Below are 14,059 nucleotides of genomic sequence, written 5' to 3'. Positions count from 1 at the left end.
ACAGTGTAGCACAGCCCTTGGAGAGGGGCTCTAATAACTACTACTTTATAATACAAGGTGCGTGAGTGACATTGTTTACATCGGATGAACCAGAGGTGAAAACATGGTTAGCAAAAATTTCGTTCTATTATTTGCTGATCTCAATTATCTGCGCATTTTTTGGCGCAGTATACGAGATGTTCAGCCATGGCGTATATTCATACTTCATGCTGTATGCCTTCGCTTTTCCTCTCGTTGGCGGTGCGCTTTTCTTCGTGTTATTGTCACAGGGATACGGAGCCAGAATGCCTGGCTCCGTGCCGCGGCAGTTCTACCACGGCGGTCTTGCCGTGCTAACGGTCGGCAGCATCATGAGCGGTGTTCTGGAGATCTATGGTACAACCAACAGTCTTATTTCAGTTTACTGGTACGTGGGCTGCGGTCTGTGCGTGCTGGGCGCGCTGGGCTATGTGATCGGCCTGATAACAGTAAGAAAGTCCGAGGACTGCGGTGCCTCTGAACGGACAAAAGTAAAAAACCAAAGAAGACCATATTAAGGAAGCAAATGACCTTTATGCAGCAATCAAATCAAAATTAATGAGCCCTGTATTTTGATTCCATGATGAAGGGCTCTTTATATGCCGAAAAAAGCGATAATTAGCTGTCCCATGCTTCGGTAGTTGAAATGGAGATGGAGAGTCTGATTTTTCAGGAGCCTTTCACAGGCCTGATTTGCATTTTTAAAACGATTGCCGGATCAACTGCCTTTTAAGCAGTGGGTCCGTGGTTCGAATCCCCGCCGGGTCACCAAACAGAGACTTATCCGAACACATACGGTTTATCTTTGACAACGGTCTTTTCGGCTGCGTGATAAGCCGCGAGTAACGGATAAGTCAAAACCACTCGCCCTAAAAAGGGCGAGTGGTTTCCTATATCCTTTTTTATTCATATAAATTGGCCTTCTTCCGCAAAAACGGGGGTGTTTAATAACATTATACGTTAGCAGAACCAATTACCATATCATATGGACTACCGTGGCAAACAAAATACAAGAGATGATGCCGACTGACGTTGGTATCGCCGCGGCCAGTGCCGTCCATTTCCAACTTCCCGTTTCTTTCTTAATGGTCAGCAGGGTAGTGGAACAGGGCCAATGCATGAGAGAGAACAGCATGGTGCTGATTGCTGTGACCCAGGTCCAGCCGTTTGCTACAAATAATCCCTTCATTTGAGCGAGGCTGTCGAGTTCAAGAATGCTTCCCTGTGCCATATAAGCCATAATAATAATTGGAATGACGATTTCATTAGCGGGAAACCCCAGAACAAATGCGATCAGAATCACACCATCCAGCCCCATCAGCCGTGCGAAGGGGTCTAAAAAAGAGGCGCAGTGATTCAGAATACTGGCGTCTCCAACTGATATGTTTGCCATGAGCCAGATAACCAGTCCGGCAGGGGCCGCAACGCAAACTGCCCTGCCAAGCACGAACAGCGTCCGGTCAAAGATGGAGCGGACAATTACCTTCCCAATCTGTGGCTTTCTGTATGGCGGCAGCTCCAGCGTAAAGGAAGATGGACCCCCCTTGAGCAGAGTTTTGGAAAGCAGCTTGGTGACGGCAAAGGTGACTCCAACCCCGAGCACAATCACCGCTGTCAACAGTACTGCGGATAGCAACGAGGAATACGCTCCGCCCGCTGTTCCCACAAAAAACATGGTGAGAATTGCAATCAGTGTGGGGAAGCGTCCGTTACAGGGTACAAAGTTATTTGTTAAAATGGCCAGCAGCCGCTCCCGAGGGGAATCAATGATACGGCATCCAATAATACCCGCAGCGTTACACCCGAAACCCATGCACATGCAAAGTGCTTGTTTGCCGCAGGCACAGCAGCGTTTAAAGGGTTTATCAAGGTTATAGGCCACGCGCGGAAGATAGCCGGCGTCCTCCAGCAAGGTAAACAGCGGAAAGAAAATAGCCATGGGCGGCAGCATGACGGAAACCACCCAGGCCAGAACCCGGTAAACACCAAGAACGAGCATTCCATGAAGCCAATCCGGTGCATGGATGTATTGGAAAAAGTCCGTCAGTCTGTCCTGCACCCAGAACAGGCCATTTGATATCAGCTGTGAGGGATAATTGGCACCCGTAATGGTCAGCCAGAACACCAGTGCCAGCAGGACCAGCATCACCGGGTATCCGGTCAGCTTGCTGGTGAGAATCTGATCCAATCTGCGGTCCGAGGCGTTGTAATTGTGTTTTTCATAGGTAATAGCGCCCCGGCACACGTCCTCTGCGTTTTTAACCAGGGCGGATACGATCAGATCCTTCAGACGATCGGCGTCAATTCCCTGCTCGGTCAACTGCATCTTAGCCTGAATGATCGCCTCTTTCAGCTCCTCATCCTGCAAAAACTCCTCTCCCAGATAAGCGTTGATCTCCCGGATGAGGGATTCGTCCTGATCCAGAAGCTTTAAGCTGAGCCATCTGCTGTTCAGCTTCCCGCAGGATTTTCGCAGTAGGAGCGGTTGGATTATGGAAATTGCTGCTTCTATGCTTTCAGGGTAGCGCACGGACGGGGGCACGGTCTGACTGCCCCCATCCGTTACGCGGTCAAGCGTTTCCATCAACCCGGACAGGCTCTTCTTTTTTCTTGCGACAGCGCCGACGACCGGCACGCCCAGCCTTTGTGCAATCAAAGGCAAATTGATTCGGATATTTTTCCGCTTTGCTTCATCCATCAGATTGACACAGACGACAACCTTGGATGAAATTTCGAGCGTCTGCAAAACAAGATTGAGGTTGCGCTCCAAACACGTGGCGTCGCAGACCACGACTACCGCGTCCGGCTCTCCAAAACAAACAAAGTTACGCGCAACCTCCTCCTCGGCGGAATGGGCCATCAGAGAGTAAGTACCCGGAATGTCCACCATGACGTAGGATTTCTTTTTTGTTTTGCAGTAGCCCTGTGCATTGGTGACCGTCTTTCCGGGCCAGTTGCCGGTGTGCTGATTCATACCGGTCAATCCGTTGAAAACCGTGCTCTTTCCAACGTTTGGATTTCCCGCAAGGGCAATCACCTTGTCGCTTGGCGACTGCTTTTGAATGATCAATCCGGAATCAACGGCTTTGATTCCAACAGAGCTGTTTGTAAGTCCCATTCCGATGCCACCAGCTTACAAGGCACGAATTAAGATATTCCGGCAATCCTCGGAACGAATTGCGATCACTGCTCCCCGGATCAGAAAAGCCGTGGGGTCACCGCCTGGACTTCTGCCCAGACACTCCACATCCGTATTTTCAATCAGCCCAATATCCAGCAGGCGGCGCCGCATGCTTCCCGTGGATTGCAAAGCGCTGACAGTTGCATGCTGGCCGGGCTTTACATCATTCAAACAAATTTGATTATTCATAACCGATACACCCTTCGAATAATTTAGGATAAGGAAACTTTCTATCAATATGTTATGCACGGCAGTGCAAATGGTTACCGGCATAAGGCATTTAATGAAAGGATGCGGGAAATGAGTCAATCGGACGGATTTTATACCATGAAGGGGTATGCGCTCAATGCTGACGGCGAACTTACCAGCGCCATGGAGGATTATCTGGAAATGATTTCACGTCTGACACGGCAGAATGAATCCGTCCGGGTAAGCGATCTGTCTAAAATGCTGCATGTCAAAGCCTCTTCGGTTACGAAAATGGTGCAGCAATTGGGGCAGGCTGGGCTTATCCTGGCTGAAAAATACGGAGATATCTATTTGACAGACAAGGGCCGGAAAACCGGCAATTATCTGCTATACCGCCATGAAGTGCTCCATGGATTCTTATGTGCGCTGAACCATTCGGACAATGAATTGGAACAGGTCGAGAAAATTGAACATTTTCTCGACCGTACTACCGTAAAAAACTTGGAGCTGCTGACAGCACAGCTTACAGAAAAATGAGTGTTATGCAGACGGATTGACGTGGACCATACAGTGCTTTACCTCGGCTACAGAATTCTCGACGCAGTCATGAACTAAATGCGCTACTCTATGGGACTGCTCAAAGCTCATGCTATGGTCCAGCGTGACTTCCACATCCACATACAGCTTCGAGCCAAACTGGCGCGTTTTTATTAAATCCAGTGTTAAAACATCAGGAATTTGTAAAATAGCATTTTGTATGCATTCCACAGCACTCCTATCTCCGGCGGTATCAATCATTCGTTTGCAGACGTCAGCGCAGATATCATAGGCTGCTTTGAAAATGAAAACAGAAATGATAAAACAGGCAAGGACATCGATAATTGGGAAGCCAAGGCAGATTCCAGCAACACCAATCAGACTGCCAACGGACGAAATGGCGTCTGAGCGGTGGTGCCATGCATCGGCGGCCATAGATGGAGAATGAATTTTTTTTGCGCATTTGATCGTAAATCGATACATCCACTCCTTTGCGGCAATGGAAACTACTGCTAACTGCTTGATGGTAAGTTTGTCTCTAGCTCGTTCAATATCAATTCGAGTAAACATATGTTTCCTCCTGAATTTACCATACATGGTAGATTTATTATAAAAGAATATACCCTGCATGGTAAATTATCAATAGAAATAAAATAAAACTTTACTCTGCATGGTATTTTTTGTGTTGCATTTCCAAAGTCAGAATGTATAATTAATTTAAGGTGGTGGTGTCGTGAAATTCCTTGATAAATTGGATCTTTTAATGGCGGAAAAAGGGCTAAACAAGCGAGAGTTCTCATTGCAGTCTGGTATTCCATATATGACAATAATTAACTTCTATAAGAAAGGAGCGGAAAATGTCAAACTATTAACATTAAAGAAAATTGCTGCTTATTTCAATGTAAGCCTGGACTATATAGCAGATGATACTATTACTGAAAGAGGATGCAATACTGCTAACCTCAATTGCTTTACTGGCGACGAAATAGCAATGATTCAAGCTTTCCGCCTTGCAGACGACGATGATAAAGCAATAGTAAATGCTGCATTACGCAAGTATTACCAGCAAAAGGACGTTCAGAAGATGGCATAGAGAAGTGCAAGATTCTCAATTTTGGAGACTTTTTTAGACGGTTGCAAAAGCAAGAGAATCACAATAAAAAGCCGCCCCATGCTTAGCGTGGGGCGGCTAGAGAACTGCTATATTACTCGATGGAAGGAGAAGTAATGGATAGCAAATACAAATATGTGGTTAAAACACTGACTTTCGAAGGCAAGCGCTATTATGTGCGCGGGAAATCTGAACAAGAAGCTATCCGAAAGTTGGGATCTCTTGAGGCTGAGCTCAAGAGTGGCACAAAAGTGCTCAACCAAAAGACTACTGTTCAGAAGTGGGCAAAAGAGTGGATGGAGGTATATGTTAAATCAAAGAATATAACTCCCAAAAGTGTTGAAATGTACAAGCAAAAGCTTGATAATTATATATTACCGGAAATTGGAACAATGAGGCTGTGTGATGTAAGAGACACGCATCTTAAAAAGCTGCTTAACAAAGCTAATTCATCGTTTTCAACTGCACAGAAAGTCAAAATTGTCATGCAAGCGTTGTTTAAGCAAGCTCGAAAAAGCAGACTTATTCAATATGATCCATCCGAAGATATTGAAATTCCCAAAGCTAAAAAAGGAACACATAGGAGCATAACCAAAGCTGAGAGATCTGCCATACTTGAAGTCGCAGAATATCATTATGCGGGGTTATATGTGCTCCTGGTTCTGTACTGCGGTTTACGACCAGGGGAAGCAATTGCTTTGCAATGGAAAGATATTGACGTTAAAAAGCATTTGATCTATGTTCGAAAAGCACTAGAGAGTGGGAGGACGGGAGAAGTAAAAAGCCCAAAAAGCGACGCGGGAAATCGAGACATTCCTATCCCAGAAGTGCTATGGTCAAAATTACTTGCTGCCCAGAAAGGTCCATTTGAGCCTGTTCTAATTCAGCCGCTAGGTAAAAAAATGCATTCACACAGCTCGATCGGTGATGCTTGGAACAACTTTAAAAGAGAACTAGATATCCACATGGGAGCTGAGGTGTACCGTAATCAGATAATCCAAAGTGTGGTAGCACCGGATCTGGTTCCCTACTGCTTGCGTCACACATACTGCACAGATCTACAGATTGCAACAAATTTGCAACACTTAAACCGTTGCAAGCAGTCGCAAACGAGAATGGCAAAAAGAAAAGCACAGACAATATAACATAAAAAAAGCTCTTGAAACCACTAACATACAATGGTTTCAAGAGCTTTTCTTTTGGCAGCGGGTGAAGGATTCGAACCCTCACAGACGGAGTCAGAGTCCGGCGTGCTACCATTACACAAACCCGCTATCTGCTGTCCGACACGCGAATCGCGCAGCGAACAGATATTATTATACAAAAATTTCCGCGCTTGTCAACCCTTTTTCAAAAAAATACAAAGAATACTTTTTTTGATCTCCCCACATACTACCGAAGGGTGATTTTATGAGCAAGAAACAGCGGACGGACCATCCTGTGAAAGAGAAACCAACCCTGCGCACGGAGCCGGAAAAGCGGCTCTGTCCGGCGTTTGACCCTGTGAGCATCGCGCTGTTTCCCGCAGCCAAGCAAGAAATGGGCATGCGGGTGCTGGATAACTTTTGCGAGGAACACATCATGTAAGATTTCTGTGAACCGGAAAAGCAAAATAAAACGCTTCCAATGCGAACCCCGGCCCCGCCAAAACGGGGCCGGGGTTGCTCTCTTTCTTCTCAGAGATCCTTCACCTGAGTCTGGGCGGCGCGAAGGTCGGCGCAGGTGAAGTACTTCCGTAGGGGCCGGTACAGCAGGGAAAAAATAACGATGCAGATTACAATGTCAAGCACCATAAAGCTGCCGTTATAAAGCAGGGAGTAGAACCAGGGGTTTGTCATGGTTATTCCAAAAAATTCGGGCGGCATATACTTGCCCCACACAATGGCACCCACAACCAGATGGGCCAGAAACCGCAGAAAGCCGCCGCAGAGGGTGCCGCAATAGACGCCGTGTTTTCGCCCATGAAACAGTCCGGCACCCAGGCCCAAAAGGGCGTAGGCAATGAAATAATCACAGATGATGGTGGTCCAGTCAATGGAGATGCCGTTGGCGAAGAAGTACTGCATCGCGCCGAAGACAAAGCCGACGCCGGTACCCCAGCCCGCACCGTATCGGACAGCGAAGAGAATGATGGGGATCATGGCGCAGTCGATGGATCCGCCGTTGGGGAACTCATAGAGCTTGATGTAGCTGAGGATCTGCGCCAGGGCCATCAGGACGGCGGCTTCGCAGATGATGCGGATGCGGTTGTGGCTCATAATTCGGAACTCCCTTTTTTATATTTGGCAATCCCGTTTCCCCCAGCCTTCGCCCGCGGACATAAAAAAATCCGCACAACGGGCTTCGGCCTCGTCATGCGGTACTGTTCAACAGCTCACATTCCTACGCCGGCATTACCCGGATCAGGTTCGAGGGACCGGGCGGAAAATACGCCCATCTCAGCCGGCTTCCGCCAGCACCCCTTGGAATTGTCAGTATCCATTATAAGGTGGTATCACCTGTTTGTCAAGTGGGTGAGACTTGTGGTACAATTACAATAAATCGGCGGGCGAAAACCATCGGCGTCTGTCGTTACATCAAAAGGAACAGAGGGAACGTCTATGAGACGCTGTTTTATTTTTGCCGCCGGGAGCTTTTTCGGTTTGCGGGAACGACCCGCGCCAGACGATCTGGTGATCGCCGCCGACGCCGGGTACCGGCTGTGCCGGAGTCTGGGTGTTGTGCCCGATCTGGCGCTGGGGGACTTTGATTCCATGCCCGAGCCGGTTGGCGTGCCGGTTTTGCGGGTGCCGGTGGAGAAGGATGACACAGATGCCATGCTGGCGCTGAAAACCGGATTGGAAAAGGGCTGCGGCGAGTTCCATCTTTATGGGTTCACCGGCGGAAAGCGACTGGACCACACGCTGGCAAACCTTCAGTCGCTGCTGTACCTTCGGCGCAGGGGCGCGCGGGGATGGCTGTATGGCGACGACTTTGTCTGGACAGCCATTGAAAACGAATCCCTCACGATTCATAAGGAAGTGGAGTGGGGGCTGTTCTCCGCGTTTTGTCTGGGCGACAAAGCCGGGGGAATTGACGAGGTGGGGTTCCAGTACCCCTTGAAGGATGCAACGCTTACGCCGGAGTTCCCCTTGGGCGTTAGCAATCATATTTTGAATCCGGAGGCTGTTATCACCGTCCGGAATGGCGCGTTGCTGGTGGGATGGGAACTTCTGCATCAAGAAGCGTGATTATTTAAATAGAATAACGAACTGCACAAACAAAGATTGCGTTGGCCTAAAAATTATTGTATAATGAGCAAAAAAGGTTGACCTTTCAAAAATGAATGAGAGGAGACCAAAAAAGACCGTGGGACCGAAGCCGGACACGGAGTTTGAGGAGGAGTACACGATGGCGACATTTACCGTGAACGGCAAAGCTGTGACCGTGGAGAAAAACCAAAAACTCATCCGCTTCCTGCGGGATGATCTGCATTTGACTTCCGTGAAGGATGGGTGCAGCGAGGGAGCTTGCGGCACTTGCACGGTGCTGATCGACGGAAAACCCACAAAGGCCTGCATCCCCCAGACCGAAAAGCTGGAGGGAAAGTCCGTTTTGACGGTGGAGGGCCTGAGCGATTTTGAGAAGGACGTGTTTACCTTTGCGTTCGGCAAGGCGGGAGCCGTGCAGTGCGGATTTTGCATTCCGGGCATGGTGATCTCCGCCAAGGCGCTGCTGGATGTGAACCGGAATCCAACCAGAGAAGAGGCGGCGTTCGCCATCCGCAACAACATATGCCGCTGTACCGGGTACGTAAAGATCATCGACGCCATTTTGCTGGCGGCGGAGGTGTTCCACAGCGGCAAAGTTCCGGAGCCGCCGCAGGATTGGAGCCTGGGCGCGCGGGTCCCGCGGGTGGATGTGCGGGAAAAGGTCACTGGTGCGGGACAGTATCCGGATGATGTCTATCTGGACGGGATGATTTACGCCAGCGCGGTGCGCAGCGCCTATCCCCGGGCGCGGGTGCTGGACATCCACGCGGAGGAGGCGAAAGCCCTGCCGGGTGTTGTGGGCGTGTTTACGGCGGAGGATGTCCCGGGAAAGAACAAGGTGGGCCACCTGATGAAGGACTGGGACACCATGATTCCGGTGGGGGAGATCACGCACTATCTGGGCGATGCCATCTGTGTTGTGGCCGCCGAGACAAAGGAGCTTTTGGAACAGGCGAAGGCCCTTGTGAAGGTGGACTACGAGGAACTGCCTATGGTTCGCAGCCCAAAGGAGGCCATGGCGCCGGATGCGCCGCTGGTCCACAGGTCTGGAAATCTGTTGGCCCACAAGCATATCCAGCGGGGCAATCCAGCGCAGGCCATTGCGAAATCAAAATATGTGCTGACGCAGCACTTTTCCACACCCTGGACAGAGCATGCGTTTTTGGAGCCGGAGTGCGCCGTGTCGTTCCCGGAGGGAGACGGTGTAGAGATATGGTCCACGGATCAGGGGGCATATGACACGCAGCACGAGACCATGGGGATGCTGGGTCTGCCCGCTGAAAAGGTGAAGGTCAAAAATATGCTGGTGGGCGGCGGCTTTGGCGGCAAGGAGGACGTGACCGTGCAGCATCTGGCGGCGCTGGTGGCGTATCTCACGCAACGACCAGTCAAGGCAAAGCTCAGCCGGGCGGAAAGCATTCTCATCCATCCCAAGCGGCACCCCATGGAAATGGAGTTTTCTATGGGCTGCGATGAAAACGGCATCATTCAGGGCGTGGCGGCGGAGGTCATTGCGGATACCGGAGCCTATGCGTCTTTGGGAGGACCGGTGCTGGAGCGGGCCTGCACCCACGCGGCGGGGCCGTACAACTATCACAATTTTGAGATCGACGGGTGGGCGTATTACACCAATAATCCCCCCGCAGGGGCGTTCCGGGGCTTCGGAGTCACGCAGACCTGCTTTTGCGTGGAGAGCCTCTTGAATCAGATGGCGGATAGGGTGGGAATCACCCCCTGGGAGATCCGCTGGCGCAATGCCATTCGACCCGGACAGGAACTGCCCAACGGTCAGATCGTAGACGCGTCTACGGGGTTTGCGGAGACGCTGGAAGCGGTGAAGCCCTATTATGACGCTGCAAAATATGTGGGCATCGGCTGCGCCATGAAGAACGCGGGCGTGGGCGTGGGTATTCCCGATACCGGCCGCGTGCGGCTGGCCGTTGCGGGCGGAAAGCTCCATATTTTTGCCGGAGCATCCTGCATCGGGCAGGGACTGGGAACGGTTTTGACCCAGATGGTCTGCGACCGGACGGGATTAAAGCGGGACGACGTGGTATACCAGCGATCCAATACCTATCTGGCGCCGGATTCGGGGACTACCTCCGGGTCCCGGCAGACGCTGGTGACGGGTGAGGCCTGCCGTAGGGCCTGTGAAAAGCTGAACGAGGCAATGGACGGAAAAACCCTGACCGATTTGGAAGGGCAGGAGTTTTATGGGGAGTATCTGGCGAAGACCGACCCGCTGGGCGCGGATGTGCCCAACCCCGTCAGCCATGTGGCCTACGGCTACGCTACCCAGATCTGCATTCTGAATGACGAGGGAAAGATCGAAAAGATCGTGGCGGCCCACGATGTGGGGAAAGCCGTGAACCCGACCTCCGTGGAGGGACAAATCGAGGGCGGCGTGGTCATGTCCATGGGCTTCGCGCTGACAGAGCGCTATCCTCTGCAAGACTGTAAGCCCCTTGCAAGGTATGGCACCCTGGGGCTGTTCCGGGCAAATGAAGTTCCCGAGGTGAAGGCGCTGATTGTGGAAAAGCCGGGCCTCAACGTGGCCTGCGGGGCCATCGGTATCGGGGAGATCACTTCCATCCCCACCGCTCCCGCCATCGCGGACGCCTATTTCCGCTACGACGGAAATTTCCGTTCGAGCCTGCCGCTTGAGAACACGCCTTACAGCAAAAAATAAAGCGGTCTCCCGCAGCGGGAGACCGGCTTAGTCCAATGGCATACCGGGCGGCGGCCCCCAATCGGCCGCCCAGACCCACAACTGGAAAATTACCGCTAATTTTCCCCTTTCAAGGTGCGTTCCGCCGCGCTCAGTGCCTGCGGCGTGTCCACGTCCCAAAGTTCTTCGGCTGGAACCTCCAAAAGCCGCAGGGCGTCCTCGTGTCGGCGGATGACTTCTGCTCCGCCTGTGTCGCCGGTGAGAGCCATCAGCTTGGGAAAAAATTTTTGGGGGAAAATACATGGGTTGCCCCGAACGCCGCCGTGGGCAAGGGCCGCGATCTGCTCCGGCTGCTGATGCCAGAAGTTGGCCAGCGCCGCCACGGATTCCCGCCGCAGAAGCGGCTGATCCGAGACCTGAAAGCAGACGGCAGGGCAGTCCCGCAGCGCCGTGAGCCCCAGGTGGATGGAGCGGCTCAGTCCCTGCTCCGGCTTGTCGTTGTGGATGGCGGCAAAATGAAACTCTCCCGCCAGCTTCAGAATCTCCGGGTATTGCGAGACCACGACGACGGAGGAAAAGCACTCCGTGGGAACGGTCTCCAAAGCCCGCAGGATCATCCAGCGGCCATCCAGCGCCGTCGTCAGCTTGTTTGCACCGAAGCGTTTTCCCATTCCGGCGGCAAGAACAACACAACCCGGTTTTTCCATGTTGGAACCCCCAAATTTCGTTTTATTTTTCATAGTATATCCGGTTTTCCCGTGTCAAGTCAAGCGCATGGGAAGTTCAGTTAAAAAGGAGGCCAGACCATGAGCAAGAGCGTCGGCAAAAGCGTCGTACGTGTGGACGCATACGAAAAGGCAACGGGCCGGGCAAAGTACATGGACGATTTGTGCGACAGCGGAGCGCTGATCGCAAAGATCAAACACAGCACCATCGCCCACGGGTACGTGAAGTCCGTCGATACCAGCGAGGCAGAGATCGTTCCAGGAGTAGTGAAAATCCTCACCTGCTTTGACGCGCCGGACCGTCCCTTCCCCACGGCCGGGCATCCCTGGTCCATGGACCCGGCGCATCAGGACGTGGCGGATCGGATGCTGCTGAACCGCCACGTGCGGTACTACGGCGACGATGTCGCCGCGGTGGTGGCGGAAAACGAGGTGGCCGCCATGCAGGCTATCCGGGCGCTGAAGGTGGAATACGAGGAGCTGCCCTTTGAACTGGATGTGCAAAAGGCCATGGAGCCGGATGCCCCGCAGCTTCACGAGAAGTATCCCGGCAATGTGCTGGCTCACACCGATATTCTTAGAGGCGACTATCAAACCGCCATTCAGGAGCCGGGACTCATCCGGGTGGAGGGCTGGTACGACACGCCCACGGTTCAGCACTGCCACATTGAAAATCACGGCTGCTTTGCCTATGAAGAGGCGGGCCGGGTGGTGGTGGTCTCCTCCACCCAAATCCCGCATATCGTCCGCCGCGTGGTGGGTCAGGCCTTGGGAATTCCCTGGGGTCAGGTGCGGCTCATCAAGCCCTATATCGGCGGAGGCTTCGGCAACAAGCAGGACGCGCTGTATGAGCCGCTGTGCGCCTGGCTGAGCACACAGGTAGGCGGGCGGCTGGTAAAGCTGGAATGTTCACGGGAGGAGACCTTTGTATCCAACCGGGTCCGGCACGCCATCCGGACCCACATCATATCCTGGGTTCGGCCCGACGGAACGTTCGCGGCCCGAAAGTTCGAGGCGTTTTCCAATCAGGGGGCCTACGCCTCCCACGGACACGGCATCGTGGCCAAAGGTATGGGCGCGTTCCCTCAGCTGTATCCCTGCGACAATCTGGAATGTGACTGCTGGACCGTGTTCACAAACCGGCCCGCCGCCGGAGCCATGCGAGGCTACGGCATTCCCCAGGCCATGTTCGCCGGAGAGTGCCACATCGACGATGTGGCGAACGCGCTGGGGCAGGACCCCATTGCGTTCCGGCGGGCACATCTGATGCCGGTGGGATACGTGGACGGGTTCTCCAAAAACGAGCTGTATACGGACACGTTTAATCAGTGTATGGACAAGGGTATGGCGTACATCGACTTTGCGCGGAAGTACGCGGCCTATCAAAACCAGACCGGGCCGGTGCGTAGGGGCGTGGGGTGTGCGGTGTTCTGGTACAACACCGCGGTGTGGCCGATTTCCATGGAGAGCTCCTCCTGCCGCATGGTGCTGAATCAGGATGGGTCCCTGCAGTTCCAGACCGGCGAGACCGAGATCGGACAGGGCTGCGACACCGCCTATTCCCAGATGGTGGCCGACGCGGTGGGTGTGCCGCTGGAAAAGGTCCACGTGGTCTCCACGCAGGATACCGACGTGACGCCTTACGGCACCGGAGCCTATGCCTCCCGGCAGACGTACATAGGCGGGTTTTCCATCATGCAGACCGGACTCGCTCTGCGGGAGCGGATCCTGAACATCGCCCATGAGCAGACCCGGATGCCGGTTTCCAATCTGGATCTGGCGGACGGCAACATTGTCCGAAAATCCGACGGCCGGATTTTGAAAACCCTCGGGGATCTGGCCATGGAGGCATTGTATTCCATTGATCACAGCCAGCACATCACCGCCGAGACCACCGCCCAGATCCGGACCAACGCCTATTCCTTTGGCTGCTCCTTTGCGGAGGTGGAAGTGGATATCCCCATGTGCAAGGTAAAGCTATTGAATCTGGTGAACGTCCATGACTGCGGGACCCTTATCAATCCCCAGCTGGCAGAGGCGCAGGTCCACGGCGGCATGTCCATGGCCATCGGATACGGGCTTTCCGAGGAACTGAAATTTGACGAGAAGACCGGAAAGGCACTGAACAACAACCTGTTGGACTATAAGCTGTCCACGTTTATGGATCATCCCCATCTGGAGGGAGAGTTCGTGGAAAACGCGGAGCCTACCTCACCCTACGGGACGAAGGCGTTGGGCGAACCGCCGGCCTGCTCCGGCGCCCCGGCCATCCGCAACGCGATCCTGAATGCCACCGGGGTGGCCATCGATTGTTGCCCCATTACGCCCCACGTGCTTTATGCTGAGTTCCGCAAAGCGGAACTGATCGAAGAATGAAGG

Annotated in this window: 13 protein-coding genes, 1 tRNA gene and 1 riboswitch; of the genes, 8 read left to right on the top strand and 6 right to left on the bottom strand. The window is 52.9% G+C overall.

The features are described from left to right. The first annotated feature begins 95 nt into the window (after positions 1-95). Positions 96-536: a hypothetical protein gene (locus ABWQ15_RS00585; RefSeq protein WP_353906879.1), complete on the top strand. Its 441-nt coding sequence runs from the start codon at positions 96-98 to the stop codon at positions 534-536. A gap of 455 nt (positions 537-991) precedes the next feature. On the opposite strand, the gene feoB is transcribed toward ABWQ15_RS00585, so the two are convergent. Both feoB and ABWQ15_RS00575 read right to left on the bottom strand, forming a co-directional pair. Next, positions 992-3,136 (bottom strand): ferrous iron transport protein B, encoded by a 2,145-nt coding sequence (gene feoB, locus ABWQ15_RS00580; protein ID WP_353906878.1) that lies wholly within the window; start codon positions 3,134-3,136, stop codon positions 992-994. 15 nt (positions 3,137-3,151) lie between these two features. Beyond that, positions 3,152-3,388 carry a FeoA family protein gene (locus ABWQ15_RS00575; protein WP_353906877.1) on the bottom strand — a complete coding sequence of 79 codons (237 nt, stop codon included), beginning with the start codon at positions 3,386-3,388 and terminating at the stop codon, positions 3,152-3,154. A gap of 102 nt (positions 3,389-3,490) precedes the next feature. Here ABWQ15_RS00575 and ABWQ15_RS00570 point away from each other — a divergent pair, with 102 nt between their 5' ends. Continuing rightward, complete coding sequence (locus ABWQ15_RS00570) at positions 3,491-3,925, top strand: metal-dependent transcriptional regulator (protein WP_353906881.1); 435 nt, start codon at positions 3,491-3,493, stop codon at positions 3,923-3,925. Positions 3,926-3,928: 3 nt separating this feature from the next. Here ABWQ15_RS00570 and ABWQ15_RS00565 read toward each other — a convergent pair whose 3' ends face one another. Further along, entirely contained in the window at positions 3,929-4,495 is a 567-nt protein-coding gene (locus tag ABWQ15_RS00565; protein ID WP_353906876.1) for a cation diffusion facilitator family transporter, read from the bottom strand. A gap of 163 nt (positions 4,496-4,658) precedes the next feature. Here ABWQ15_RS00565 and ABWQ15_RS00560 point away from each other — a divergent pair, with 163 nt between their 5' ends. Together ABWQ15_RS00560 and ABWQ15_RS00555 are read left to right on the top strand one after the other, a co-directional pair. Next, positions 4,659-5,018, top strand: coding sequence for a helix-turn-helix domain-containing protein (locus ABWQ15_RS00560; protein WP_353906875.1), 360 nt, complete (start codon positions 4,659-4,661; stop codon positions 5,016-5,018). A 134-nt stretch (positions 5,019-5,152) separates the two neighbouring features. Further along, entirely contained in the window at positions 5,153-6,181 is a 1,029-nt protein-coding gene (locus ABWQ15_RS00555; RefSeq protein WP_353906874.1) for a tyrosine-type recombinase/integrase, read from the top strand. Positions 6,182-6,236: 55 nt separating this feature from the next. On the opposite strand, the gene ABWQ15_RS00550 is transcribed toward ABWQ15_RS00555, so the two are convergent. Next, a tRNA-Gln gene (locus ABWQ15_RS00550) sits at positions 6,237-6,310 on the bottom strand. 136 nt (positions 6,311-6,446) lie between these two features. On the opposite strand from ABWQ15_RS00550, the gene ABWQ15_RS00545 reads away from it, so the two are divergent. Next, a complete protein-coding gene (locus ABWQ15_RS00545) occupies positions 6,447-6,623 on the top strand; it encodes a hypothetical protein (RefSeq protein ID WP_353906873.1) in 177 nt (58 codons plus the stop codon). A gap of 89 nt (positions 6,624-6,712) precedes the next feature. On the opposite strand, the gene ABWQ15_RS00540 is transcribed toward ABWQ15_RS00545, so the two are convergent. Further along, positions 6,713-7,294 carry an energy-coupled thiamine transporter ThiT gene (locus ABWQ15_RS00540; protein ID WP_353906872.1) on the bottom strand — a complete coding sequence of 194 codons (582 nt, stop codon included), beginning with the start codon at positions 7,292-7,294 and terminating at the stop codon, positions 6,713-6,715. Positions 7,295-7,398: 104 nt separating this feature from the next. Further along, positions 7,399-7,509: riboswitch (TPP riboswitch) on the bottom strand. A 127-nt stretch (positions 7,510-7,636) separates the two neighbouring features. Here ABWQ15_RS00540 and ABWQ15_RS00535 point away from each other — a divergent pair. Together ABWQ15_RS00535 and xdh are read left to right on the top strand one after the other, a co-directional pair. Next, the gene (locus tag ABWQ15_RS00535; RefSeq protein WP_353906871.1) at positions 7,637-8,266 is read left to right on the top strand and encodes a thiamine diphosphokinase; all 630 of its coding nucleotides are present in this window, start codon (positions 7,637-7,639) and stop codon (positions 8,264-8,266) included. Positions 8,267-8,426: 160 nt separating this feature from the next. Further along, positions 8,427-10,976 (top strand): selenium-dependent xanthine dehydrogenase, encoded by a 2,550-nt coding sequence (gene xdh, locus ABWQ15_RS00530; protein ID WP_353906870.1) that lies wholly within the window; start codon positions 8,427-8,429, stop codon positions 10,974-10,976. 95 nt (positions 10,977-11,071) lie between these two features. Here the strand turns inward: xdh and ABWQ15_RS00525 are convergent, their stop codons facing one another. Then, positions 11,072-11,662 carry a nucleotidyltransferase family protein gene (locus tag ABWQ15_RS00525; RefSeq protein WP_353906869.1) on the bottom strand — a complete coding sequence of 197 codons (591 nt, stop codon included), beginning with the start codon at positions 11,660-11,662 and terminating at the stop codon, positions 11,072-11,074. Positions 11,663-11,761: 99 nt separating this feature from the next. On the opposite strand from ABWQ15_RS00525, the gene xdhA reads away from it, so the two are divergent. Continuing rightward, on the top strand, positions 11,762-14,056 hold the full coding sequence (gene xdhA, locus ABWQ15_RS00520; protein WP_353906868.1) for a xanthine dehydrogenase subunit XdhA: 2,295 nt from the start codon (positions 11,762-11,764) through the stop codon (positions 14,054-14,056). The last annotated feature ends 3 nt before the right edge of the window (positions 14,057-14,059 follow it).

The sequence above is a fragment of the Oscillibacter sp. genome, assembly GCF_040505565.1.
Classification (GTDB): Bacteria; Bacillota; Clostridia; order Oscillospirales; family Oscillospiraceae; genus Oscillibacter.
The sequence above is the reverse complement of the archived record's forward strand: the minus strand, read 5'-3'. Positions and strand labels throughout refer to the sequence as shown.

Coding starts and splice junctions, on each gene's coding strand:
- feoB (WP_353906878.1), bottom strand. CDS start 3,136: ATGGGACTTACAAACAGCTCTGTTGGAATCAAAGCCGTTGATTCCGGA.
- ABWQ15_RS00555 (WP_353906874.1), top strand. CDS start 5,153: ATGGATAGCAAATACAAATATGTGGTTAAAACACTGACTTTCGAAGGC.
- ABWQ15_RS00565 (WP_353906876.1), bottom strand. CDS start 4,495: ATGTTTACTCGAATTGATATTGAACGAGCTAGAGACAAACTTACCATC.
- ABWQ15_RS00540 (WP_353906872.1), bottom strand. CDS start 7,294: ATGAGCCACAACCGCATCCGCATCATCTGCGAAGCCGCCGTCCTGATG.
- ABWQ15_RS00535 (WP_353906871.1), top strand. CDS start 7,637: ATGAGACGCTGTTTTATTTTTGCCGCCGGGAGCTTTTTCGGTTTGCGG.
- ABWQ15_RS00570 (WP_353906881.1), top strand. CDS start 3,491: ATGCGGGAAATGAGTCAATCGGACGGATTTTATACCATGAAGGGGTAT.
- xdhA (WP_353906868.1), top strand. CDS start 11,762: ATGAGCAAGAGCGTCGGCAAAAGCGTCGTACGTGTGGACGCATACGAA.
- ABWQ15_RS00525 (WP_353906869.1), bottom strand. CDS start 11,662: ATGGAAAAACCGGGTTGTGTTGTTCTTGCCGCCGGAATGGGAAAACGC.
- ABWQ15_RS00545 (WP_353906873.1), top strand. CDS start 6,447: ATGAGCAAGAAACAGCGGACGGACCATCCTGTGAAAGAGAAACCAACC.
- ABWQ15_RS00575 (WP_353906877.1), bottom strand. CDS start 3,388: ATGAATAATCAAATTTGTTTGAATGATGTAAAGCCCGGCCAGCATGCA.
- xdh (WP_353906870.1), top strand. CDS start 8,427: ATGGCGACATTTACCGTGAACGGCAAAGCTGTGACCGTGGAGAAAAAC.